The organism is Quatrionicoccus australiensis, assembly GCF_020510425.1.
In the GTDB taxonomy this organism is placed as follows: Bacteria; Pseudomonadota; Gammaproteobacteria; order Burkholderiales; family Rhodocyclaceae; genus Azonexus; species Azonexus australiensis_A.
On the sequence record NZ_JAHBAH010000001.1, the window covers coordinates 1,607,179 to 1,629,902 of the forward strand.

The 22,724-nt window shown below is 61.7% G+C and carries 20 protein-coding genes, 1 other RNA gene and 1 riboswitch; of the genes, 11 read left to right on the top strand and 10 right to left on the bottom strand.

Annotated features, from left to right (window positions below):
* Positions 1–754: 754 nt before the first annotated feature.
* The 4 genes from KIG99_RS07795 to KIG99_RS07810 all read left to right on the top strand — a co-directional run bounded on the left by KIG99_RS07795 (position 755) and on the right by KIG99_RS07810 (position 3,374).
* Positions 755–1,426: a hypothetical protein gene (locus KIG99_RS07795; protein WP_226459647.1), complete on the top strand. Its 672-nt coding sequence runs from the start codon at positions 755–757 to the stop codon at positions 1,424–1,426.
* A 35-nt stretch (positions 1,427–1,461) separates the two neighbouring features.
* Positions 1,462–1,953, top strand: coding sequence for a DUF5710 domain-containing protein (locus tag KIG99_RS07800; protein WP_226459648.1), 492 nt, complete (start codon positions 1,462–1,464; stop codon positions 1,951–1,953).
* A 94-nt stretch (positions 1,954–2,047) separates the two neighbouring features.
* On the top strand, positions 2,048–2,527 hold the full coding sequence (locus KIG99_RS07805; protein WP_226459649.1) for a hypothetical protein: 480 nt from the start codon (positions 2,048–2,050) through the stop codon (positions 2,525–2,527).
* 253 nt (positions 2,528–2,780) lie between these two features.
* Complete coding sequence (locus tag KIG99_RS07810) at positions 2,781–3,374, top strand: hypothetical protein (RefSeq protein WP_226459650.1); 594 nt, start codon at positions 2,781–2,783, stop codon at positions 3,372–3,374.
* Here KIG99_RS07810 and KIG99_RS07815 read toward each other — a convergent pair.
* Together KIG99_RS07815 and KIG99_RS07820 are read right to left on the bottom strand one after the other, a co-directional pair.
* A complete protein-coding gene (locus tag KIG99_RS07815; protein WP_226459651.1) occupies positions 3,352–4,821 on the bottom strand; it encodes a tyrosine-type recombinase/integrase in 1,470 nt (489 codons plus the stop codon). The genes KIG99_RS07810 and KIG99_RS07815 overlap by 23 nt on opposite strands.
* 353 nt (positions 4,822–5,174) lie before the next feature.
* Positions 5,175–7,457, bottom strand: coding sequence for a M10 family metallopeptidase C-terminal domain-containing protein (locus KIG99_RS07820; protein ID WP_226459652.1), 2,283 nt, complete (start codon positions 7,455–7,457; stop codon positions 5,175–5,177).
* A 58-nt stretch (positions 7,458–7,515) separates the two neighbouring features.
* A riboswitch (cyclic di-GMP riboswitch) is annotated at positions 7,516–7,605 on the bottom strand.
* Between the two features lie 147 nt (positions 7,606–7,752).
* On the opposite strand from KIG99_RS07820, the gene clsB reads away from it, so the two are divergent.
* Genes clsB through KIG99_RS07835 form a run of 3 tightly spaced genes read left to right on the top strand, consistent with a single transcriptional unit; the run spans position 7,753 to position 11,241 of the window.
* Entirely contained in the window at positions 7,753–8,937 is a 1,185-nt protein-coding gene (gene clsB, locus KIG99_RS07825) for a cardiolipin synthase ClsB (protein ID WP_226459653.1), read from the top strand.
* A 56-nt stretch (positions 8,938–8,993) separates the two neighbouring features.
* Complete coding sequence (locus KIG99_RS07830) at positions 8,994–10,379, top strand: CHASE2 domain-containing protein (RefSeq protein WP_226459654.1); 1,386 nt, start codon at positions 8,994–8,996, stop codon at positions 10,377–10,379.
* Complete coding sequence (locus KIG99_RS07835) at positions 10,369–11,241, top strand: hypothetical protein (RefSeq protein WP_226459655.1); 873 nt, start codon at positions 10,369–10,371, stop codon at positions 11,239–11,241. The genes KIG99_RS07830 and KIG99_RS07835 overlap by 11 nt, the downstream gene beginning before the upstream one ends.
* A 54-nt stretch (positions 11,242–11,295) precedes the next feature.
* On the opposite strand, the gene KIG99_RS07840 is transcribed toward KIG99_RS07835, so the two are convergent.
* On the bottom strand, positions 11,296–11,496 hold the full coding sequence (locus KIG99_RS07840; protein WP_226459656.1) for a hypothetical protein: 201 nt from the start codon (positions 11,494–11,496) through the stop codon (positions 11,296–11,298).
* Positions 11,496–12,170 carry a DsbA family protein gene (locus tag KIG99_RS07845; protein WP_226459657.1) on the bottom strand — a complete coding sequence of 225 codons (675 nt, stop codon included), beginning with the start codon at positions 12,168–12,170 and terminating at the stop codon, positions 11,496–11,498. The genes KIG99_RS07840 and KIG99_RS07845 overlap by 1 nt, the downstream gene beginning before the upstream one ends.
* 67 nt (positions 12,171–12,237) lie before the next feature.
* Between KIG99_RS07845 and KIG99_RS07850 the strand changes: the two genes are divergently transcribed.
* Genes KIG99_RS07850 through leuE form a run of 3 tightly spaced genes read left to right on the top strand, consistent with a single transcriptional unit; the run spans position 12,238 to position 15,869 of the window.
* On the top strand, positions 12,238–14,787 hold the full coding sequence (locus KIG99_RS07850; protein WP_226459658.1) for a CHAT domain-containing protein: 2,550 nt from the start codon (positions 12,238–12,240) through the stop codon (positions 14,785–14,787).
* A 15-nt stretch (positions 14,788–14,802) separates the two neighbouring features.
* Positions 14,803–15,168 carry a hypothetical protein gene (locus tag KIG99_RS07855; RefSeq protein WP_226459659.1) on the top strand — a complete coding sequence of 122 codons (366 nt, stop codon included), beginning with the start codon at positions 14,803–14,805 and terminating at the stop codon, positions 15,166–15,168.
* Positions 15,169–15,221: 53 nt separating this feature from the next.
* Entirely contained in the window at positions 15,222–15,869 is a 648-nt protein-coding gene (gene leuE / locus KIG99_RS07860; RefSeq protein WP_226459660.1) for a leucine efflux protein LeuE, read from the top strand.
* 27 nt (positions 15,870–15,896) lie between these two features.
* Here leuE and KIG99_RS07865 read toward each other — a convergent pair whose 3' ends face one another.
* The 5 genes from KIG99_RS07865 to KIG99_RS07885 form a co-directional block, all read right to left on the bottom strand.
* A complete protein-coding gene (locus KIG99_RS07865) occupies positions 15,897–17,036 on the bottom strand; it encodes a methyltransferase (protein ID WP_226459661.1) in 1,140 nt (379 codons plus the stop codon).
* Positions 17,037–17,135: 99 nt separating this feature from the next.
* An RNA gene (gene rnpB, locus KIG99_RS07870) (RNase P RNA component class A) lies at positions 17,136–17,604 on the bottom strand.
* A gap of 88 nt (positions 17,605–17,692) precedes the next feature.
* The gene (gene adhP, locus KIG99_RS07875) at positions 17,693–18,715 is read right to left on the bottom strand and encodes an alcohol dehydrogenase AdhP (protein WP_226459662.1); all 1,023 of its coding nucleotides are present in this window, start codon (positions 18,713–18,715) and stop codon (positions 17,693–17,695) included.
* 92 nt (positions 18,716–18,807) lie between these two features.
* Entirely contained in the window at positions 18,808–19,506 is a 699-nt protein-coding gene (locus tag KIG99_RS07880) for a class I SAM-dependent methyltransferase (RefSeq protein WP_226459663.1), read from the bottom strand.
* Positions 19,507–19,662: 156 nt separating this feature from the next.
* Positions 19,663–20,133, bottom strand: a complete 471-nt coding sequence (locus KIG99_RS07885) for an Lrp/AsnC family transcriptional regulator (RefSeq protein WP_226459664.1) — start codon at positions 20,131–20,133, stop codon at positions 19,663–19,665.
* 173 nt (positions 20,134–20,306) lie between these two features.
* Here KIG99_RS07885 and leuA point away from each other — a divergent pair, with 173 nt between their 5' ends.
* Positions 20,307–21,998 carry a 2-isopropylmalate synthase gene (leuA, locus tag KIG99_RS07890; RefSeq protein WP_226459665.1) on the top strand — a complete coding sequence of 564 codons (1,692 nt, stop codon included), beginning with the start codon at positions 20,307–20,309 and terminating at the stop codon, positions 21,996–21,998.
* A gap of 76 nt (positions 21,999–22,074) precedes the next feature.
* Here leuA and KIG99_RS07895 read toward each other — a convergent pair whose 3' ends face one another.
* Positions 22,075–22,710, bottom strand: coding sequence for an EXORDIUM family protein (locus KIG99_RS07895; RefSeq protein ID WP_226459666.1), 636 nt, complete (start codon positions 22,708–22,710; stop codon positions 22,075–22,077).
* Between the last annotated feature and the right edge of the window lie 14 nt (positions 22,711–22,724).

The window sequence follows — 22,724 nt, forward strand, 5'->3', positions numbered from 1 at the left end:
GTGCCGCGCGAACGGCGCCTATCGCTGCGGCGAAACTGCCACCGCCGCACACCAATGGCCAGAAGCGCGGGGTGTAACCTGGCCGCCATCCCAAGCATAAGCCGAGTGCCATTTGAGCGTGGGCAGAAACCCCATCACCAATGAAGCGGGTGCCGGGTGTGTGGGTGGCTTCCCCCGTGCGGCCGGGTGGCCGCCATCGCCAAAGAATGAGTTGCGCGACCACGGACGACCTGCCCGCTCGTCGCCGTTCCCGCTGGTCCGGCACGGGCTTGAAAGCCCAGGTTGAGCGCCACTGCTATCTATGAGCCAAGGACACCTACACCGCATCCGGCAGGCCACCTTTGCGCTGGTCCAGTAGCCCGGCATGACGTCACCCGACCCGAGCCCCACAGAGGCACCAGCAGACGCACAGAAACGCCCCAGGACGCGTTACTGCCCCGCGCCCGGAAGCTACCCATTACCCGATAGCCGCGACGCCCTACGCGCTGCCAAATCGACCCCGGACAGGCGGAGCGGCTATGCCGGTTTTAGCGCATAGCTTATGTAACTCTCTATTACCTTCGTTATACAAAGCTTGACACATACCGTATGCCCGTCGTTTTTACCGAGGGTAGCTATACTAATAAACCGGGTAGCAAACGTGACCGGTTGACCGAGACAAAAAAGGCAATAGCGGACTGGACGAGCCAGGCCATCAAGCAGTTGAGCAAACCGCCCTTTTTGTAGCACCAACCCAAGCCGGAGTAATACCCAAATGCAATACCAAACTGCCACCGCCATCACCACCAACATCAAGGGCTACATCGCCCCTAAGAATCACGGCATCGAAGACATCGAGACGCTGTTCATGCAGAAGCGCGGCGTCATCGAAACCCGCCTGTACAAGAAATATGGCATCCCCCAGCACGCCCTGGATGACCTGCTGCAAGACGTCATGCTGTTCTGCATCGCCAACTTCAAGCCGGGCCGCAGCATGAACTTGCTGTCCTTCGCGCTCAACTTCGGCGTCAAGGCCGCTGTCTCGAACTACTACGGCGACGACATTACCCAGCATGAGTTTACCGTTGCGCATACCGCGGACGCTGACGACTGCAACGAGACCCGCATTGAGACGCTGGATTACACCACCGACACCCCGGAAGACCTCCTGTCGGCAGCACGATTCATTGAAGGCGTTGCTGGGCAACTGAGCGGTGGCAACCTGGACCTGTTCTTGGCAACCGAGGGCTGCGACTGGCACGGCTTGACCCTGGTTGAGCAAGAAGACCTGGCCAAGGACATGGGCCTGTCTATTCACCAACTGCAACGCCGCATCAAGAGCCTGCGTGCCGCGCTGGAAGAGATTGCCCCGGCCTACGTATCCAGCGACTTCAAGAAGAAGCGCAACATCGTCCGCAAGGCTGCCCAGGCTGAGTGCCGCGCATAAGCGGTAGTTACTCCGTTACTCACTCTATACCCGCCATGACCGCCCTACTCTCTTTCATCTTCTGGTCCGCCTGCATCGTCACCAGCACCTTCATTTCCGCATCCTACGGCGTGCTGTACTACACCATTGCCGTGGCGGTGTGGGGCGGCCTGCTGGCGACATGCTTCACCCGCACCGCGCTTACGGGCGCCTTGGCCATCGTGGCTGCCGGCACGGCGTACTACGCCTGGCCGGCAGCCACTGCCGCTGAGTTGCGCGCAGCTGTCCTGACCAGCAGCGCCCTGTACATCGTTGGGGGCTTCATGGTGCTGGTTGCCGTGCAAGGGGCTTACGAACGCTTTATGGCCAGCGACAAGGCCCGCAACTACAAGCCACACGACGACGAGGTAGGCACCCGCTGGCTTAACGTCCCGTACGAAGACAAAGAGCACGCCAAGGCGCTTGGCGCACGCTGGAGCGGCCTGGCGAAGAAGTGGTACATCCCGGCCGGCCTGGACGCTGAGCGCTTTGAGCGCTGGCTCCCATAACCAGCTATGTCCTTTGTACTACAAGCATTACAAGCTTTACACGGCATAGCTATACTAAGCACCATCAACCAACATAAGCACGAAAGCAACCACCATGAAACTCACCTACAAAACAATCCAGCGCTGGTTTGCTGAAAACGCCAGTGCATGCACGCTGCCCGAAATAGACACGCTGCAATTCCTTCTGGACGCAGCCCGCGACAAAGCCGAAGTGAAGGCCCAACGCATTAACGACGCCATCGCAGCTGCTGAAGTTGCCGCCAAGGAAGCCGGCCTGTCTCTGCACGAAATGATTCAGGGCAAGCGCACCCCGACCAAGAACCGCAGCCCGCTGCTTCGCAAGCCGTACCTGAACCCGTTCGATGCCAGCAGCCCGCTGTACGCACTGAGCACCAAGCGCCATGGCCACAGCCTGCCTGATTGGGCCGACGCGCTCGTGAAGCAAGGGTGGACGCTGGACGAGCTGCACTACAAGAACCACGCCAAGGCGCTGGAGAAACGCGGCATCACCCCACTGTACGACGCCGAGCAGCGTTACAGCCGCTTGGCAGCCATCGTAGCAATGAGTAAGTGAGTAGATACTGGCCTACTCAGTCACTCAGGAAAGGGCGCGTAAGGCGCCCTTTCCTTTTTGCCCCGCAGGCAGAGCGCCGGCCGGGAAGTGGTAACCCCATCGCCATGGTGGGCGTGTGCAGAGGGCGATGCGCTGGCGCGCAAAACCAGCATCAACCCCATTGGCGAGCCGAGGGTAATCGCCGGAAACGCAGGGCTATTTGGACGACGGCGAGGTTGCGGTAACATGCCTCTGTACTCAATTGCAGCCCATCATGCTCATTACCGCGACCCTGCCCTTTAGCGACATTTCAGACGCCCACGACAACGCCACATCGCTACGGCGTGCATTTGAGTTTTACGGCATCACCCACCCCAACGGCGAGCCGGTCACTGTACCCGACGCCAAGCAGTTGATAGCGGAGTTGTATGCGTTTGCCGACTGGCAAACACTGGCCGCTACGTTGGATACCGGGGTTCCCTTGCAGTATTACGACGGCGACGGCAATAGCGCCGAGGCGCACAAAGCACTGGCCGCGCAGCTGGCGCCACACCTGAGCGCACCGGACGGCGCCACCACCATCAAGACAGCACTACTCTTTGCCGCATTTGGTTGCACCCCGGCCGCCAGAAGTCAGCAACAGCAGCTATTTGGCAAAATGCCGCGCACCATCCAGCAATGGCACGAGATAGAGCGCCTGGCCAACGGCTACGCCTACGCCACACGGTACAGCCGTGGCCGGACGGCATACGAAATGGAAATGCTGCGCCACCACCACGACGTAGCAGTAGCCAAGGTGCTAGGCACCCAGGCACCCAAGCCGCCGAAGAAGCCCAAGCCGCGCGTCAGACCTGCTGCCGCTGCTTAGACGCTTGCCAGGCGAGGAAGTCCATGTAGTCATCAGGCGTAAGCGTCACATCTTTGGCGGGCAGGGTTAACACCCCGGCTTCCAGCAGCACTTTGTCTTCGTACTTTTGGCAGATAGCGCGGTACGGTTCCAGGCGCGAAATAATGTAGTGCGCGCTGGCCGTGTCATCAGCTGAGTGACTGAGTGCTACGCGCACGGTGTCCGAGCCGGCTTCGAGTTCCACAAAGAGCGAACCAAATGTTCTGCGGAGGTCTTGCGGCGCGAAATCCACCTTTGACGCTTCCCGTACCTTAGCGATAACCCCTTTGGGTTCCGCAATGTGCCACTGCTTGCCCGCCTTGTTTGTCCGTAGCGATGGAAAAAGCCAGCCTGAACCGGGCGCATACAGTTCATTGTCCCGGCGGCGACGGTCCAGCAACTCACGTACCCAGCGCGTCAACGGCTTCACGTTGTCCTTGTGGTTTTTGGTGCCTTGCCCCCATTCCGACGCGAGCCCCGGCACCCGGACATAGCCCCATTCTTCGTTTATGTAAGACCACCGCAATTGCAGCAGTTCTACGCGCCGCATACCCCACAACACCGCGAGCAATAGGAAATCAGCAATAGCCGCACTTTGCAGCCGCCGCTTCTTGTCATGGTCCGATAGTCCGGCATCATCGACCCGGGCGCGGATGGCTTCTACCGCGGCCCACCACTTCGCCAGCTGCCCGGTAGCCGTAGCCACAATTACTTGCCGTGGCTTCGTCTTAAACCAGCCGGGAACTTCGCTATTCAGCAACAAAAAGGGGTTTTCAAGGTCTTTTAGCTGCAATTTCTTCACCGCACTTGCGTACGCAGCCCGTAAAGCACGCAAATCCCCGCTTGTTTGTGTGCGACCGCCCCTTTTTGCGGTTTTCGTGCCCTTCGTTTTGCGGCAAGCGGTAGCGTAGTAGTCCAGCAAGTGCTGGCCGGTGAGTTCAACCAGGGGAATGCTGCCCAGCGTGCCAGCTTCCAGGCGCGCCTTGGCTTTCTCGTAGCCGGTTATCGTGTTTGGCTTGCACGGTTCAGCCCCGTTGCGGCACTTCTCTATGTACATTTCCATGCACCGGGTCACGGTGTGCGTTTCATCTGCCCGCTCCTGTTCCACTTTGCGGAGTTGCTGGCGATGTTCTAAATTTGGGTCCCGGCCCGCTTGAATTGCCGCGGCTACTTCCGCCGCCGCCTTGCGCGCTTCCGTGTAGGTCATCCGGCGTACCCGGACATCCCCCGGCTTAAAGAACACGCCCAGCGTAACCTTGATAGCGCGCCGGCCCAGTTTGCGCTGCACCACCCATTGTTTCGTGCCACCGGGGTTCACGCGCAGGCCAAAGTAGGCCGTTTTGGTGTCCCAATAAATCGGCGAACCTTTTTCTGGCACTGGCAAATCCCTGGCCACCGCATCCGACAGTGAAAGCTTGCGTTCAGACATCCGTTTCCCCCGGCTTAGGCCGCTTTCAGGTATTGTAGACGACCAGGCACCCACGGCCAATGGCAGGCACCCAATCAGGCACCCACCAGGCACCCGGAAGAACAGGGAAAACGAGGGTATATAACGTAAAATGCGGTAAGTGCCAAGTCACCGGCCAACCACATGAAAACGCTGTAAAGCCTTGCAGTACAAGGGAAAGCAACGGAAACACAGGGGTATCAGGGGATAGGGGAGTTTGTCAGACCAGACAACTCATAATCCTTTGGTCCACGGTTCAAGTCCGTGCGGGCCCACCAAACAAAAAGCCATCCTTCCGGATGGCTTTTTTCTTGCCAGCAAATGCCGAGAAAACTTCAGATCAGCACGCAGGCGTGTGTCAATTGCGTCGTGACACCGATCAGCTGCACTTCAAAATCGGCCTTGGCGTCGCCGTTGGTATCGGCCATCAGGACACCGGACTTAAAGCACAGGTCACCGGCAACGCCGGTGAAACCGGCATCGGCCCAGTGCAGGCTCTGGTTGTTGGGCAGGGTGATGCCAGTGAGCAGCTGAGTAAGGTCGATACGGTCGCCCTGGGCGTTGCTGAAGTCGTAAATGATGTCTCGCGCCGCACCGGCTGAGGAATCGCCCAGACCGAGGAACCTGAAGATGTCGGCGCCGATGCCACCGGTCAGTTTGTCGGCCCCCAATCCGCCAATCAGGATGTCGTTGCCGGCACCACCGTTCAGGATATTGCTGGCGCCATTGCCAGCGAGGGTGTTGTCCAGCGCATTACCGACTCCGCTGCTTGCCGTCAGCCCGGTCAGCGTCAGATTCTCGAGATTCGCTGCCAGGGTGCAGCTAACCGACGAGAACACATTGTCGGTTCCCTGGTTCAACAGTTCGACGATCTTGTCGTAGGGGTTCTCGACCATGAAGATATCGTTACCCAGCCCGCCAATCAGCGTGTCCGCGCCGGCTCCGCCATCAAGCAGGTTATTGGCGGCATTGCCGGTCAGTGTGTTGGCCAGTGCGTTGCCGGTCGCGTTGACCGCTGCCGTACCGGTCAGCGTCAGATTTTCGATATTCGCGCTCAAGGTCTGCCCGAAGGCCGAGAGCACGGTGTCCACACCTTGCCCGACCAACTCGACGACGACATCGCTGGTGCTGTCGAGGATGTAGGTGTCGTTACCGATACCGCCGGCCATGATGTCGTTGCCGGCACCACCGTCCAGCAGATTGTTGCCTCTGTTGCCGCTCAGCGTATTGTCCAGCACGTTGCCGGCGCCATTGATCGAGGCCGTACCAGCCAGGGCAAGATTTTCGACGTTGCCGGTCAGGGTATAGCTGATCGCCGACAGAACCGTGTCAGTTCCCTGCCCCAGTTGCTCGATGACAATATCCTGCGCGTTATCGACAACATAAATGTCGTTACCCAGCCCCCCGGCCATGATGTCGGCGCCCGCCAGACCGTTCAGGATATTGTCGCCGGCATTGCCGAGCAGACTGTTGGCGACGGCACTCCCGGTCGCATTGATATTGGCGGAACCACTCAGTACCAGATTTTCAAGATTCGCCCCCAGGCTCAACGAAAGCGCAGAAATCACGGTGTCGTTGCCCTGACCGGCCAGTTCGATAACCTTGTCCTTCAGGTTATCGACGACATAGGTGTCGTGACCCAGGCCACCGGTCATGCTGTCGATGCCACCGCCGCCATTGAGGATGTTGTCGGCGGCATTGCCGATCAGGGTGTCATTACCGGCACCGCCAACGGCATTTTCGATCACGACATTGCGGGCGATCGAGATGTTGTTGGTCATCGCATCGGCGTTGGAAAAGCTGCCGGCGACCAGCGAAATGCGTGAGGCACCGGCAAAGCCGGAGAGGTCGAGCGTGTCGTTGCCGGCCGCATCATAGATGCAGAGTACCGGATGGGCATTGGCAGCAAAGTCGAAGACCGTACCGGTCAACGTGCTATTAAAGCCATAAACGGTGTTGCCGCTGCGCGTCGAGGTATCGACGCCGTAAAGCGCCTGCAGTGCCATGATGTCGTTCATCATCGGCGTTTGCGCGTAGTGCACCTTGTTATCGCCGGCAATCCAGTCGGAGCCGGTCTTGGCTGCGCTGAAATAGGACATGATGGTGTATTGCTGGCTATCCTGCATATACACCGCGCTCATCTCGTAAGTCGGCGAGCCACCGCTATAAGCACCGGGATGCGACAGACCGAGGGCATGGCCGATTTCATGGCCGATTGCCATGCCGCCCCACTCGCCCAGCGTCGGATTAACCAGGTTGTTGGTGCCCGAGTTGCTGCCGTAGGCAGGGTTCAGATAAACACCAGCGCCATCGCTGCTGGGGTAATACGAATAGGCGTAAGACGGGGCGGCACTGTTGGCCAGGGTGATATTGGCCGTGGCACTATCGGCAATCCGCACGATGGAAGCACCGACCACATCATCCCAGGCACGCATCCAGTAATCGGTCATCGCCTGCTGGCTGGCCGTGGCATGCGAAAAGCCGACGTTCTCGGGTGCCGCAGCTGAAATGCTGGTGGGAAAATTGTAGGTGATTACGCTGCTGTGCCATGCGGCACCACCGGTATTGGTCAGCGAGGTGACCACCTGGGCATCGTTGTAAATCGGTTTGGCAGCCATCGTGAATCCTCTAGGCAAGGAAGGCGAATGGCGCAAAGCAAGCAGGTGGAACATCCATCCTGGCAACCCGGCGAACCTGACATCTCGCGATGCTGTAGTCCCGTGGCTTTGCGTCACCGTCTTTCGAACGGTTTTGCATTAAACAAGCATTAAAATAAAGTGTAAGCTTTCTAAATGCGAAAATCAAAAAATATATACAAAACCAAAAACGCAATACGCGACATGGGTTATTTGTTGAATTTCCGAATGCTCGCAATCAGCCACTCGGTATGACAATTGCCGCCAATAAACTGCGATGCACCGGCACGCCTTCATCGCCCCCTGGGACAGCATGACAAATAAAGCACATATCGAGCTCCTCAAGTGCGGAGTCGAGTTTTTCCCGGCACTGATCGCGGCGATCGATGCTGCCGAGCACGAAATATTTCTCGAAACCTACATCTTTTCCGCCGACCCGACAGGTGAAAAGCTTGCTGCGGCACTCATTGCAGCAGCCGAGCGCAAGGTTGCGGTACACCTCATGATCGATGGCTTCGGCTCCAAGGAATACCCAAAGGAAAAACGACGCGAACTTGAAGCAGGAGGCGTCCGCCTGCGCATCTATCGCCCCGGCTTCCTCAACTTCCGTTTCCTGCGAACCGGAATCCGGCGTCTGCATCGCAAGCTGGTTGTCATTGACCGGCAGCTTGCCTTTGTCGGCGGCATCAACATCCTGCACGATTTCGATCCCGGCTGCCCGGCTCCGCGCTACGACTACGCCCTCAGCATCCGCGGCCCGCTTGTCGCCGATGTACTGCAGGCAGTCCGGCAACTATGGTGGCTAGTCAGCTGGTCGCAGCTAAAGCGAAGGGAAACTCAGCCTACCGCATCATTCGCCTCTCCAGTCGATAACCCGGCAGTGCAGACAGTGACTGCGACACTGCTACTGCGCGACAACCTGCACCACCGCCGTGACATCGAGAGAGCCTATCTGCAAGCGATCCAGCATGCCAGTCAGCGCATCATCATCGCCAACGCCTATTTTTTGCCCGGACGCAAACTGCGCCGCGCACTGCTTGAGGCTGCCCACCGCGGGGTTGAAATCAGCCTGCTGTTGCAAGGCCGGATCGAATACCCGTTACAGCACTACGCCTCGCAGCATCTCTACGCCCGCCTGATGCGAGCCGGTATCCGGATTCATCTTTACCGCCCCGCTTTGCTCCATGCCAAGGTTGCCGTTATCGATGATGCCTGGGCCACCGTTGGTTCGTCGAACATGGACCCATTCAGCCTGCAACTGGCACGAGAGGCTAACGTCGTCATCGAGGATGCCGCCTTTACCGCCCTCCTCGCCGAGCACCTGCGGGAAACAATCCGCAACGACAGCGACAGCGTTAGCGCCGACGCGTGGCTCGCGCTGCCCGCTCTGCGTCGACTGCGCATGTTTCTGAGCTATCAGGTGCTGCGTCTGACCCGCCAACTCGCCACCCGCGAGCACTGAACAAAGTCGGAACAAACCAACTATCATCTCGGGCAAGACAAAATCACGCCTACTGCATGCAACTCATCTCCCGGCTTCGCCTGCACGCCCGCCTGAAGGCCGTGCTGGACAAATTCTTCCCGCCGCCCAGCAGCACCTGGCAACACATCAGGCAGAACCTGATCATCGGCTTACTGGTGGTCTTCGTCCTCAGCCTCCTGCAGGAGAGCGATTCGCTCCGGGCCGGACGCGAGCGCTCGATCGACTGGCTGACCAGCATGCAACGCGGTGTCACCGTGACCGAGGGCCGGGACTTCCGCCCCTTCGTCTTTTACGACATTGATGATGCAACCCACTCCGCCTGGGGAGAGCCTTTCCACGTACCACGCCCGCAACTGGCGGCCCTGATCGAACGCGCCTTGCTGCGCAAACCAGCCTTGCTGATCATTGACGTCGAGTTACAGCGGCCGTCGGAGGACGACCAAGCATTGCTTGATCTCCTCCGGCAGCAGGCCAGCCTTGCCGAAACAACGACCCTGGTATTTCTGCGCAGTTTCAGATGGCAAGGCCGGGATAGCGGCACGCCGCATCTCGTCGCCCGCCCATCCTTTCTCGACAAACAACTGCCGCGCTCGCAATTCCAGATATGGGCCAGCCCACTGTTCGAACGCGACCCGGATGGCCAGGTTCGCCGCTGGCAACCCTGGCAACTGGCCTGCGCCCCGGATGGCACAGCACTTCTGACCCCGTCGGTGCAAATGGAAGCCCTGGCGGTCATTGGCGGCACCACGGCAAGCCAACAACTGCTCGAGGCATTGGCTGCTGCAACACCGGCCTCTTGCCAGCCGGGCGCATCACTTTCCGGAACAGCCTTTGTAATCGGCAAGCATCGTTTCAGCCCGAATGCTGACCGCTATGGGCAACGCATCCTGTACGCCCTCCCTTGGCTGCTGGAATCCGACGAAGCAAGACCGCTCGTGGATTTTGCCGGCCGACCAACCCGTCTGCTCAGCATACTGCCCGCCCGCGCAGTCCTCGACGGCGGGGTACTGCCCGACGTTCCGCCCGGACACATCGCAATCATCGGCGCCAGCAACGAGGATGCGCGCGACATCCACATGACGCCGCTCGGTCCGATGCCAGGCAGCCTGATCCTGATCAATGCCATCCACTCCCTGCTCCAGTACGGGCAACTGAGCCCGCCCTCGATCTGGCTGCAACTGGCCAGTGCGGCCCTTCTGCTGGTCATCGTCAGCCTGATTTTCGTCCGTTTTCCTTCCGTTAATGGCCGCCGGATTTCGTTTGCCGCAATCATCGTTTTGCTCGTTCCGCTGAGCATGTATTTCTTCCGCTACGGCATCTGGCTCGACTTCATTTTCCCGCTGAGCGCAGTAACAGCTTTTCAGAGCATCACGGATCATCGCAAGAAAATTTCCGAAGGAGACAACACGCATGCCGCGTAAATTTGCCGCCAGCCTCATCCTGCTCGCAGGCCTGTTCACCAGCCAGACCCAGGCTCAGGAAATTGGCTGGATCAACAGCATCGAAGGCGAAAGCGACAGCATTCGCCTGCTTCGCCAGGGGCATAGCGATCCTGTCAAGCCATTCACAACGCTGCGCGCAGGCGACCAGCTGCAGATCGGCGACAGCCGCAGCGCCGTCGTCATCGGCACGCCGGACGGGAAAAGCCGCCGCATCGGTGCGGCCCAGTCGCCGTTCACCATCAGCGCCCCCGGTAACGCCCCGAGCATGCAAGGCAATGTTTTCAAATGGGTCAGTGGCCTGTTCCCGCTCGGTGCGAAAAAAGAAACCACGCTGGCGCTCAGTTCGATGAGCACTCGCGGTGCCAATACTGCGCCGCTTGCCGTACCCTATCTGACACGCCGTTTTCTCATCGAGGCAAGGACACGCCAGCTCTACCTCTCCTGGTCGGGCGGCACGCCCCCCTTCCGGCTACGTCTCGTCAGCCAGACGGACGGCAAGGAGATCATCGCACTCGCCGGCATCGGCGAACGACATGTACTCGCCCCCCGCCGCGAACTCGCCGAGGGCAACTACCTGTTCGAAATATCCGATGCTGCTGACAACGTCTTTGAAGACCTGCTGCGCGCCGTGCCGGCGGCAAACCTGCCGGTTTTCCCGGAACCAGCCGGACTGGCCGGCCTCGACCCGAATACGGCGCGCATCATTGAAGCCGGCTGGCTGGGCACGACCGAGAACGGGCGCTGGGTGATCGAGGCAATCCAGCGCCTGCACGAACTGGCCCCCAACCCGGCAGCGCTCACCGTATTGCGGCGCCTCGAGCAAGGCGTAACGGTAGACTAGAAAAAAGAGGTAAAAATGGCCCTGCTGACAAGCGCAGGGCCTATCGGCAACCCGCTAACGGGCAACTGCCGATACGCCGTTACGGGCAAGAAGCTGACGAACCAGAACGGCGCTCTTCAGCGCGTGCTGGTTGATTTTCTCGATCTTGCCACCGGCATCGATACCAACGGCCGGGGTCGATCCGGCCCCGGCCCATGCCGAGCCGGTCGCAAAAAGAAGGATCAGGGACAGGGCGTACGCAAGTTTCCGGATCATCATTGCTCTCCTTTCACGGCAGCCGCGATGGCCGCGAGAATCAGATTGTCGTTCTGCGGATCGACAAACACCTGGTCACCGACAATGAAGGTCGGGGCCGTACCGGTATTCCATGTTTCCTGAACGACCCGGCGCTGCCCTTCGATAAGCCCGACAATCGCCGTATTGCGCATGCATTTTTCAGCCTGCTCGCGACTCACATCAAAGCCTTTCATCATCGGCCAGATATAGTCGGGCGCACCCTCCAGGCTGGCATTCTTCATGTTCATCACGTCACGCGGATAAAGCAGTGCCCGTTTCAGAACATCCCAGTGCTTTTCCGGCGCCACGCAGCGGAAGCCGGCAAAGGCCTGCATGTCATGCCAGGTCAGGGGCATCTCGATCACCACCAGCTTGAGCTTGCCGGTATCGACATACTTGTCGATGATCTCGGCAATGGCCCGTTTGACCAGATAGGCGCCGTTACCAGACAGGCCGAACACAAGAACGGCAGTCGTCGGTGCATCGGCCTTGCCGAGGACAAGCAGCTTGTCATTGAACGGGATGGCTTCGTCATTGAATTTCTCGACCAGCCGGGCAACTTCGGGCGGCACACCGGCATCCTGAGCCTGCGTCACGCAGGGGACGCAGGCCAGAGCCAGGACAACAAACAGTCGGCGCATGTACAGAGTCATCGACAACGCTCCTCTCCTAAGCAAAAGCCATATAGTATCAGCCGGAATTGCCCAGCCAACCAACACCATGCCGCTCGCCAAGCCCGTCCTCCTGCCGGCCCTGCTTCTTGCCGCCTTCCTGCATCACATTCCCGCCCGGGCATTCGAACTGGATCCCTGGGATGAACACATGCAAAAGGCAACCCAGGCCTGGGAAAGGGCGGACCTCCCCGGCGCGCTCGGCGCGGCGCGCGCCGCGGTACAACAGGGGCGAGGTGAAAATGCCGACCGCCAGGTCAGTGGCCTCGCGCTGCTGGCCCGCATTGCACAGGAATCCGGCGACCTGACACTGGCCGAACAGTCACTGCGCGGCGCGATCGAGCGCATCGACCGTATCCCCGGCGATATCCGCCAGGAAAAAGCGATCCTGCACAACAACCTCGGGGCCTTGCTCGACCAGCTCGGCGACCTGAGCGGCGCCGAAAGTCAGTACCGGGCAGCCCTCGCTCTCCAGATGCGCGGACCGGAAAACAACGACGAACGCTTCCCGCTTCTCCTCAATCTCGCCGGCCTGCTCGAACGCCGCGGCGACGACCGCGGCGCAGCCGGGTTCTACCAGCAGGCAGCCCCCCTGGCGAAGGGGACGACAGCAATCGCCGCCCTGAACAACAACTGGGCAACCCTGCTTCATCGCCAGGGCGATAGCACCACCGCCCAAGCCCGGCTGCAGACCGCATTGACCGCCCTGCCAGAAAGCAGCAACCGACCGCTGCTGCGCGCCTCGATCCTGCACAACCTGGGGACGATGGAGACCGAAACCGGGCAACTCGATTCGGCGAATGGGCACCTCACCGCGGCAGAGGAAATCCGGCACCGGCGGCTCGGCGACGCCCACCTCGACACGGCCCGGACATTGGCCAGTCTGGCCCTGTTGCGGGCCCGCCAGGGCGATGCGACAAGTGCCCTGAGCAACGCCCGCAGCGCCTCCGCCATCCTGACGCGCAGCCCGGAATTGCAATCCGGTTGGCAAACCTCGTCGGGTAGCCAAATTCGGCGCGACTGGCGGGAAGCGATCGCTACCCATCTGCGCCTGCTGGCTGCGAGCCCGGCCACCCCGGAAAGGCGCGCCAGCGAAGCCCTCGAAATCATGCAACTGGCCCGTCACGGCGAGCTCGCACGCGTATTCGCCCGCGCGTTGTTCGCCGCCGATGGCGAGGCCGGCGATCGCCTGCGCGCCATAGAAAAGGTGCGCGAAACTTTCGCCTCCACCGAACAGACGCTTGCCGCCCGCCTCGAAAGGGAAGATAGCGATACTGCCGGCGAAGAATCTCTGCGCCGGCAGCTTGCCGAACAGCACCGACAGCTGGAAATGCTGCAGGCTGAATTTGCCACCCGCCACCCGCGTTACCACGAACTGCTTTCCGGCCAACGCCTGCCCCTGCCCGCCGCACGTCAAATGCTGGGCGCCGACGAAGCCGCAATTGTTTTCCTCTGCGCCCAGGGCGAAACCTTCGCGCTGGCAATCAGCCGCGAAAATTCCACCTTCGTCCGCCTCCCCGTTTCAAGCGACGAGCTCGCAACCGGTGTCCGCCGCCTGCGCCAGTCGGTCACACCCGAATCGGCAGACACCAAGCGCTACGCCACTGACGAGGCGTACGCCCTCTACCGGACGCTGCTCGAGCCGCTATCCGAGGTGCTCGCCGACAAGGCCGTATGGTTCATCGTGCCCGACGGGCCGCTCGAGAGCATTCCCTTCTCCCTCTTCCTGCAGCGCCCCGCGCCACAGGCGACGGCAGCGGACTGGAAACAACTGGCCTGGCTGATCCGGCAGCATGCCCCGGTCACCCTGCCGTCACTCGGCAGTCTCGCTCTGGCACGCAGCACAGCACTCCCGGCCAGCGCGCCGGAACCGCTGCTGGCGGTTGCCGACCCTGTTCTCGGCACCCGGAGTGGCGGCCGCCGACGGGTCCGCGAGGCGCTTCCCGAAGGCCTCTGGCAGGAAAGTTCGACACGCAGTGGAAGGCTGGCCAATCCCGAACAGATCAAGCGTCTCGCACCGCTCCCCGACACCGCCGATGAAGCCCGCGCCGTCGCCGCTGCACTTGGCGGCGGCGAACTCCTGCTCGGCAGTCGGGCCAGCGAAACCGAGTTCAAGGCGCACGACCTCGGCCGCTATCGCAACCTGCTCTTCGCAACGCACGGTCTGATGGCCGGCGAACAGGTCGGCGCCGGCGAGGCGGCATTGGTCATGACCCCGCCGGCATCGGCCAACCGCCACGACGACGGACTACTCGCCGCAAGCGAAATCGCCCAACTACGCCTGAATGCGGACTGGGTCGTCCTGTCCGCTTGCAACACGGCAGCCGGGGATGGCAAGCCAGGTGCCGAAGGGCTGTCCGGACTGGCCAAGGCCTTCTTCCATGCCGGCGCCCGCAACCTGCTGGTCTCGCACTGGTCAGTGGTTTCCCAATCGACAGTCCTGCTCAGCACCGGCACCTTCCGGCGCCTGCGCGATCGCCCCGAACAAGGCAAGGCACGCGCCTTGCAAGCCGCCATGCTCGATTTGATCGACGGCGACAGCGGCTACTCGCATCCGCTGTTCTGGGCACCATTCGTACTGGTCGGCGACGGCCGTTAAGACAAGGAATCGAACATGCCCCGCCTGCACTTCCTGCCCGGACTGCATTACCAACTGCGCTCGCTGTTTGCGATGCTCCTGTTCCTGCTCGCCTATTGTCTCTGGCTTTGGCTGCTCGGCCTGCTTGACGCCGCCATACCGGGCGACCATGCCGTACTTCTTCTCCTGCCACTCGTGCCGGTCAGCCTTTTCGACATCGCGTTGCGCCTTTCCTGGCAGCCGGAGACCCCGCGCCTCAAACCGCCACCCCCAGCCCCCCTGGCCCGCCTCTTCCTGCCCGAATGCGGGCTGTTCTGGTTTCCCATGCTGATCATGATTCCGCTCTGGGTCTGGGGTTTTGGCCTGATCGGCTGGATTGTCGCGGACTGGCTCGCCGGCTGAACGCTGAGGCGCGGCCGGTTGTAGAATCCGCTTTTACCGCTCAGGGCAAACCCATGTTTTACGGCATCACCGACCTCGCCACCTTCGTCCTGGGAACCATCGCCATCGTCCTGCTGCCCGGACCGAACTCGCTTTACGTGATGACGATCGCTTCGCGCCTGGGCATCGGGAAGGGCTACCAGGGCGCCTGCGGCATCTTTGTCGGCGATACCGTGCTGATGATCCTCTCGGTGACCGGGATTTCGTCACTGCTGCAAACCACGCCGGCCTTGTTCATGGCACTCAAGTACGCCGGAGCCGCCTACCTCGCCTGGCTGGGTTTCAACCTTCTACTGGCCGCCCGGCGCACCTGGCGCGGCGCCGGCAAGGCGCAGCTGGAAACAACAACGCTGGAAACCGCACGGCCGTTTCGCACGGCCTTGCTGATCAGCCTGACCAATCCCAAGGCCATCCTCTTTTTCGTTTCCTTCTTCATCCAGTTCGTCGCCCCGGACTATCCGCACCCGGCGCTGTCCTTCCTGATCCTCGGGGTGATCGTGCAAATCCTCAGCGCGCTCTACCTGACCGGGCTGATCTTCGGCGGCACGCACCTGGCGCGGCATTTCCGCGAACGGCGACGCCTGGCGGCAGTCGGCAACCTGGCGGTCGGCGGCCTGTTCATCGGCTTCGGCATCAAGCTGGCGAGCGCGACGCTGGGCTAAGGCTACCGGCACCTCCGCCTGAGCGGACTATGCGCCAGCCAGCCCCAGGCGCCACAAGGAGGTGACTTCGGCAGCGCGCGCCGCATGCAGCGGATCGCTCGCGTCGCGCGTCTTCGGGTGCTGCGGCCGGGTGTCGAGGCGATCAATGACGCGCAGGCCACCGGCGGCAATCCAGCCCTGCAGTTCTTCACGCGAACGCAGGCCGAGATGTTCGGCAAGATCGGAAAGGATCAGCCAGCCCTCGCCGCCCGGCGTCAGATGCGCCGCCAGACTGCCGAGGAAGCCGCGCAGCATGCGCGAATCGGGGTCGTAGACGGCGTATTCGATCGGCGAACTCGGTTGTGCCGGCACCCAGGGCGGGTTGCAGACGACGAGCGGTGCGCGGCCTGCGGGGAAGAGATCTGATTTCTGCAACTGCACCGCAGCGGTCAACCCGAGTTTTTGCACGTTTTCCGTGGCACAGGCCAGCGCCCGGTCGTCCATATCGGTCGCCACGACCTGCGCGACGCCACGCCGGGCGAGAATGGCGGCGATGATGCCGGAGCCGGTGCCGATGTCGAAAGCCAGGCCACAGTCAGCCGGCAGCGGCGCGCGCGCGACCAGATCGACATACTCGCCGCGCACCGGCGAGAAAACGCCGTAATGCGGGTAGACGCGACCTTCGACGGCGGGCACCGGGATGCCCTTCTTGCGCCATTCGTAAGCGCTGATCACGGCCAGCAGTTCGCGCAGCGCGACGACGCTCGCCCTGCCGTCCGGTTCGCCCCATGCGGCGCGACAGGCGTCTGCGGTTTCCTGGGCGCGGCGCAGCGGCACGCTGAAATCGCCAGCCACCGGCACGAGCAGGCGAGCCAGCAAGGCCGCCCGTTCGCCCTGCGTCTGGCGATGCCGGGCGAAGGCTTCGGCCGCGGTTTTTGCCGGCTTGCCGCGGCCCGCGCCGAAACGACGGTCGGCCCGCTTGCTCAGCGCCTCCATGAGATGCCGCGCATTGACCCAGTCGCCGCGCCAGAGCAACGCCGTGCCGGCTTCCATCTGGCGGTAGGCGGCATCGGCCGAGGTGCGGTCATCGGCGATGGCAATGGCGGACGGCGCCGGCAAGGCGGCTTCGGAGCGCCAGACGGCGCGCTGGGTTTGGCCGGCTTCCGACCATTCGAGGGTGGCATTCATGGCGGCATTGTAAACCCTGGGCTGGAACCGGTTTTGCCCGATTCCCGACGGTCGACCGCTGCGCCGGAGCATTTTTCGCAGCAGCGGCAAAGAAAGAAGTTGGAAAGCCGGCCGATAAGCCGGGTTCTGTTCCCCCCTTGCGGGGTTCGGCAATCATTCCTCTAGGCCTGCCATTGCTGACAGGCTCAAGCAACCTACCCGGAAGCAGCGCGGGCCACGCCTAATGCTTCCCTATTTGGTCTTGCTCCGGATGGGGTTTGCCATGCCGCTGAACGTTACCGCCAGCGCGGTGAGCTCTTACCTCGCCGTTTCGCCCTTACCTGATCTCCACCGGGTATTTCTACCCGATGTTAGCGAGGCATTGCAGCCCCACTAAAGGACTTTGCCGCTGCAAGCAGCGGCGAAGCCCAAAGCCATCGGCGGTTTATTTTCTGTTGCACTTTCCGTTGCCTTGGGTCTTTCGACTTATAGCACCCAGTCGTTAACTGGCATCCTGCCCTGCGGAGCCCGGACTTTCCTCCCGGCAGCGAAGTTACCCCCGCCGCCCAGCGATTGCCTGGCCGACTTTCCAGGCGCGGATTATACGCACCCCGGCGCCGGCCCGGCCGACTATCGCGCCGCCGGGCGGTCGACGCCGGAAAAACACCATTTTTGTGTCAGATGCTGACGACGATCCGCCCGTCGATGCCGCCCGCCTTCATGCGTCCGAAGATGGCGTTGATGTTGTCGAGGTGATCCATGCTGTAGTGCGCTGCAACCTTGCCTTCGCCGGCAAACTCGAGCGATTCCTGCAGGTCCTTGCGCGTACCAACAATGGAGCCGCGCACCGTCTTCGCGTTGAGCACGACATCGAAGATCGGCAGCTCGAAATTGCCCGGCGGCAGACCGACCAGGGCCATCGTACCGCGCTTGTGCAGCATGCCGACCGCCTGCCCGAAGGCGGCGCGCGACACCGCCGTGACCAGCACGCCATGGGCGCCGCGAATCTGCTGCTGAACAAGTTGCACCGGGTCCTGGCGCAGCGCATTGATCGCCTCGTCGGCGCCGAGCGAGCGGGCCAGCGCCAGCTTGTCGTCGGCAACATCGACGGCGATGACATGGAAACCCATCGCCTTGGCGTATTGCACGGCCATGTGGCCGAGACCGCCAATCCCGGAGACGACCACCCAGTCGCCCGGCTTGCAATCGAGCTGCTTCAGACCCTTGTACACCGTGACGCCGGCGCAGAGGATGGGCGCAGCCGGGGCAAATTCGAGATTGTCGGGCAGCTTGCCGACATAAGCCGGGTCGGCCAGCACATATTCGGCGTAACCGCCGTTGACCGTGTAGCCGGTCATCTGCTGGCTGTCGCACAGGGTTTCCCAGCCGGTGATGCAGTGTTCGCAATGGCCGCAGGCGGTGTGCAGCCAGGGCACGCCGACCCGGTCGCCTTCCTTGACCCAGCTCACGCCGGCGCCGACCGCGGCAACGTAGCCGACGCCTTCATGCCCGGGGATGAAGGGCAGCGACGGCTTGACCGGCCAGTCGCCCTCGGCGGCATGCAGGTCGGTGTGACAGACGCCGGAAGCGACGATGCGCACCAGTACCTTGCCGGCCGGCACGGCGGGAATATCGACTTCCTCGATGACCAGGGGTTGCCCGAAGGCATGCACGACGGCGGCTTTCATTTTGGTGGCCATGATGTTCTCCTTGCTTGAATCGAAACCGGGAGAACCGCACCCATCAACGCCACAGGCACCGCCCGCCCGACCAGAAACTGTCTGGATTCAGTCTAGGCGAGGATGGCCGATCCGGCCATGTCGGTATCGCCGCCCCGGTCGACGCGGCGAAAACGCAGGAAATGCCCCTTGTAGGCTTCACCGTCGGCGAAGGTGCAATCGGCACTGCTTTCGCTGTAGAGATAGCCCTGGCCGGCCATCGCCCGCCGGAAGGCCGGCCGGTTGCTGCGATTCGGGTCGACGATCAACACTTCCGCCCCGACCGCCGCATGCCGCTCGATGAAGGCGGCGAGTACCGCCGGCTGGTCGCGTTCGTAGAGCAGGTCGCTGCCAATGATCAGGTCGAATTTGCCGAGTCCGGGGTTGGTGCCGGCCCAGTTGCCATCCTCGTACTTGAGCGGCCCGAGATGATTGAGCAACAGGTTTTCCTTGAGGAAGACCCGGCTCAGCGGATGGCAGTCACTGGCCGTCATGTCGCCCTGACGGCGATGCACAACCAGGCTGGCCAGGCCAAGGCCGGCGCCAATTTCGAGAATGCGCTTGCCGGCCAACGCGTAGCTGTCCATGACCCCGGCGAGCACCCGCGCCGATGGCCAGACCTGCCCGAACAGGGACCAGCTGGCCGAGGAAATGCCGAGCCCGGCGGCCTCGCCGAGCGGATCGTCGAATTGCTGACTATCGAGCAGCGAGCGGATCAGGTAATCCGTGCTGCCGACGCTGATCGTCTGGTAGCGGACCTGGTAGTCGGCCATGGTCATTCCTCCCGGAACAAGGCGTGGTGGCGAATCAGAAAATGTTCTGATCGAACGGGCACGACGCTTGGGGAAGTGGAATGCGGGCCGAAGAGGCAGTCGCTGGGACGGGCCGGCAAGCGGCCTGACTTCAGGGTAACACTATGCCGGGCCGAATCACTCGGCAGGCAAGGGCAGCGCCGTACGGTCGACCACCTTCCTGAGCACAAAACTGGAATGCACGCCGGTAACGCCCTGGATGCGCGTGATCTTGTTGAGCAGCAGGTCCTGGTAGGCATCCATGTCGCGGATCACCACCTTCAACTGGTAATCGGACTGCTGACCGGTAATCAGCAGGCATTCGAGCACTTCCGGGATTTGCGAAATCGTCGCCTCCAGATTGGCGAAGCGCTCCGGCGTGTGCTGGTCCATCGAGATGCCGATCAGCGCCATCAGCGACAGGCCGAGCTTCTTGGCGTCGAGCAGTGCGCGGTAGCCGGTGATCAGGCCGGTCTCCTCGAGCGTGCGCACCCGGCGCAGACAGGGCGATGGCGACAGGCCGATGCGATCAGCCAGGTCCTGGTTGCTGATCCGGCCATCCTGTTGCAGCAGGGCGAGAATCTGGCGGTCGTAGCGGTCGAGTTGCATGATATTTCCACCCGTTTCGATATTGAGAAATATTAATCCAATATACAAAAATAATACGCAATTAAATTGCCAAATACATGCAAAACAAGGCAAACAACGCAAGCACCTGCCGCGCCTTTTTCCGTAACATGACGTCCATCGAATCAATGCTTGCCGCTACAGGAGCCGTCATCATGTTGCCCAACCCCGCCGCCAAATACACCGCTTTTGCCCCCGTCCAGCTCGTCGACCGCCAGTGGCCGAGCCGCGTCATCACGACGCCGCCGATCTGGATGAGCACCGATTTGCGCGACGGCAACCAGGCCTTGTTCGAGCCGATGAATGCCGACAAGAAGATGCAGATGTTCAAGACACTCTGCCAGATCGGTTTCAAGGAAATCGAGATCGCCTTCCCGTCGGCCTCGGAAACCGAATTCGGCTTCGTACGCCGCCTCATCGAGGAAAAGCACATTCCCGACGACGTCACCATCGAAGTGCTCACCCAGGCCCGCGAACATCTCATCCGCCGCACCTTCGAGTCGCTCAAGGGGGCAAAGCAGGCCATCGTCCACGTCTATAACGCGACCTGCAAGACCTTCCGCGACAACGTGTTCGGCATGAGCAAGGATGAAGTCGTGGCCATGGCGGTCGACGCCGTCAAATTGATCAAAACGCTCGCCGACGAACTCGAGCGCACCGACGGCACGAAGATCACCCTCGAATACAGCCCGGAACTCTTCACCGCGACCGAACTCGATTTCGCCAAGGAAGTCTGCGACGCGGTGACCGCTGCCTGGGGCGCGACGCCGGAGCGCAAGGTCATTCTCAATCTCCCGACCACGGTCGAGATCGCGACGCCCAACATCTACGCCGACCAGATCGAGTGGATGCACCGCAACCTCGCGCGCCGCGACAGCGTCATCATCAGCCTCCACCCGCACAACGACCGCGGCACCGCCGTCGCCGCCGCCGAACTCGGCCTCATGGCCGGCGCCGACCGCGTCGAGGGTTGCCTCTTCGGCAACGGCGAGCGCACCGGCAATGTCGATCTCGTTACCGTCGCGCTCAACATGTACACCCAGGGCGTCCATCCCGGCCTCGATTTTTCCGACATCAACGCCGTCGCCCGCACTTTCGAACACTGCACCCAGCTCACCATCCATCCGCGCCACCCGTACGTCGGGGATCTCGTGTTCACGGCCTTCTCCGGCTCCCACCAGGACGCCATCAAGAAGGGGTTTACTGCTCAAGAGGCAGTCGAGCAATGGGCGGTGCCCTATCTTCCGATCGATCCGGCCGACGTCGGCCGCTCCTACGATTCGGTGATCCGCGTCAACAGCCAGTCAGGCAAGGGCGGCATCGCCTACCTCATGGAAACCGAGCACGGCGTGGTCATGCCGCGCCGCCTCCAGGTCGAGTTCTCCGGTGTCGTGCAACAGCATACCGACACGCACGGCGGCGAAGTCAGCGCCGACGACATCTGGAACATCTTCGCCCGGACCTACCTCGACAGCGCCGCACCGGTGCGCTACCTCGGCCACCATCTTTTCGAGCATGGCGCCGCCCAGGGCATCCGCCTCAATGTCGAGATCGACGGCACGCCGCACTTGCTCACCGGCGAAGGCAACGGTCCGATCAACGCGACCGTGCATGCCTTGCAGAGCGCCGGCATCCGGATCCAGGTGCGCAGCTACGAAGAGCGTTCGATGGTGCCGATCGGCGAGGACGGCAATGCCCGCGCCTGCGCCTTCATGGAAATTGCCGGCAACGGCAACGGCGATTGCTACGGCGTCGGCATGGATGCCAACATCGTCACCGCCTCGATCAAGGCCTTGCTCAGCGGCATCAACCGGATCGGCATCGCCCGCAGCGAACAGGCCGCCTGATCCGGCGGCATAAAAAAAGGTGGGACGGTCATGTCGACCGTCCCGCCTTTTTCACGAGCAAAGTACCGAGGCAGCGTCAGCCAGCCCGACAGCCCAGATTGGACAGGCACTGGAGTTGTACTTGCTGGCCTTCCTTGCATTCGAACAGGAATTTTTCCTTGCCGGTATTCAGGCCTTCGACCGCCGGCCGGCCCAACGGTGTACAGCGCAATTCGGCCAGTTTCTGCCGCGCCGTGTAATCGTTTCTCGAGACCGGATAGGTGCGGGTTTTTTCGACGATGGCCGCTTCGCGCTCAAGGGCCGCAATATCCTCGCCGGTCGGTTCCAGTTCAGCCTCGATCTCACGCGGGTGCAGGTTGTACATCGCGCCGGTCAGCGGATCGACAATCACCATGCCGACAAAGCCGCCGAGCAGGAGGTTGCCGAAATACCAGCCGTTCAGCGAAGGATTCACTGCCAGCGTCTTGTTCTGGTAGCCCGGCTTGCTGAATTTCACCTTGTAGGCGTGCGGACTGAAATAGCCGGCGCCACGCACCAGGTTCACCGTCCCCTCGGTTTCGCCGCTCGCCACCTTGCGTCCGTAGGTGTCGGTGACCACGAACTTGGCGCCCGGCGTGGCACGAATCGCCACATCCTGGGTCGATCCGGAAAAAATCGATGCACATCCCGACAGCGCCAGCGCGGCGAGGACTATCGTTGCCCGCATTTTCATGAAACTCACCTGTC

Excerpts from the sequence above, each read along its gene's own strand:
- KIG99_RS07795 (WP_226459647.1), top strand. The coding sequence starts at position 755 with ATGCAATACCAAACTGCCACCGCCATCACCACCAACATCAAGGGCTAC.
- KIG99_RS07800 (WP_226459648.1), top strand. The coding sequence starts at position 1,462 with ATGACCGCCCTACTCTCTTTCATCTTCTGGTCCGCCTGCATCGTCACC.
- KIG99_RS07805 (WP_226459649.1), top strand. The coding sequence starts at position 2,048 with ATGAAACTCACCTACAAAACAATCCAGCGCTGGTTTGCTGAAAACGCC.
- KIG99_RS07810 (WP_226459650.1), top strand. The coding sequence starts at position 2,781 with ATGCTCATTACCGCGACCCTGCCCTTTAGCGACATTTCAGACGCCCAC.
- KIG99_RS07815 (WP_226459651.1), bottom strand. The coding sequence starts at position 4,821 with ATGTCTGAACGCAAGCTTTCACTGTCGGATGCGGTGGCCAGGGATTTG.
- KIG99_RS07820 (WP_226459652.1), bottom strand. The coding sequence starts at position 7,457 with ATGGCTGCCAAACCGATTTACAACGATGCCCAGGTGGTCACCTCGCTG.
- clsB (WP_226459653.1), top strand. The coding sequence starts at position 7,753 with ATGCACCGGCACGCCTTCATCGCCCCCTGGGACAGCATGACAAATAAA.
- KIG99_RS07830 (WP_226459654.1), top strand. The coding sequence starts at position 8,994 with ATGCAACTCATCTCCCGGCTTCGCCTGCACGCCCGCCTGAAGGCCGTG.
- KIG99_RS07835 (WP_226459655.1), top strand. The coding sequence starts at position 10,369 with ATGCCGCGTAAATTTGCCGCCAGCCTCATCCTGCTCGCAGGCCTGTTC.
- KIG99_RS07840 (WP_226459656.1), bottom strand. The coding sequence starts at position 11,496 with ATGATCCGGAAACTTGCGTACGCCCTGTCCCTGATCCTTCTTTTTGCG.
- KIG99_RS07845 (WP_226459657.1), bottom strand. The coding sequence starts at position 12,170 with ATGACTCTGTACATGCGCCGACTGTTTGTTGTCCTGGCTCTGGCCTGC.
- KIG99_RS07850 (WP_226459658.1), top strand. The coding sequence starts at position 12,238 with ATGCCGCTCGCCAAGCCCGTCCTCCTGCCGGCCCTGCTTCTTGCCGCC.
- KIG99_RS07855 (WP_226459659.1), top strand. The coding sequence starts at position 14,803 with ATGCCCCGCCTGCACTTCCTGCCCGGACTGCATTACCAACTGCGCTCG.
- leuE (WP_226459660.1), top strand. The coding sequence starts at position 15,222 with ATGTTTTACGGCATCACCGACCTCGCCACCTTCGTCCTGGGAACCATC.
- KIG99_RS07865 (WP_226459661.1), bottom strand. The coding sequence starts at position 17,036 with ATGAATGCCACCCTCGAATGGTCGGAAGCCGGCCAAACCCAGCGCGCC.
- adhP (WP_226459662.1), bottom strand. The coding sequence starts at position 18,715 with ATGGCCACCAAAATGAAAGCCGCCGTCGTGCATGCCTTCGGGCAACCC.
- KIG99_RS07880 (WP_226459663.1), bottom strand. The coding sequence starts at position 19,506 with ATGGCCGACTACCAGGTCCGCTACCAGACGATCAGCGTCGGCAGCACG.
- KIG99_RS07885 (WP_226459664.1), bottom strand. The coding sequence starts at position 20,133 with ATGCAACTCGACCGCTACGACCGCCAGATTCTCGCCCTGCTGCAACAG.
- leuA (WP_226459665.1), top strand. The coding sequence starts at position 20,307 with ATGTTGCCCAACCCCGCCGCCAAATACACCGCTTTTGCCCCCGTCCAG.
- KIG99_RS07895 (WP_226459666.1), bottom strand. The coding sequence starts at position 22,710 with ATGAAAATGCGGGCAACGATAGTCCTCGCCGCGCTGGCGCTGTCGGGA.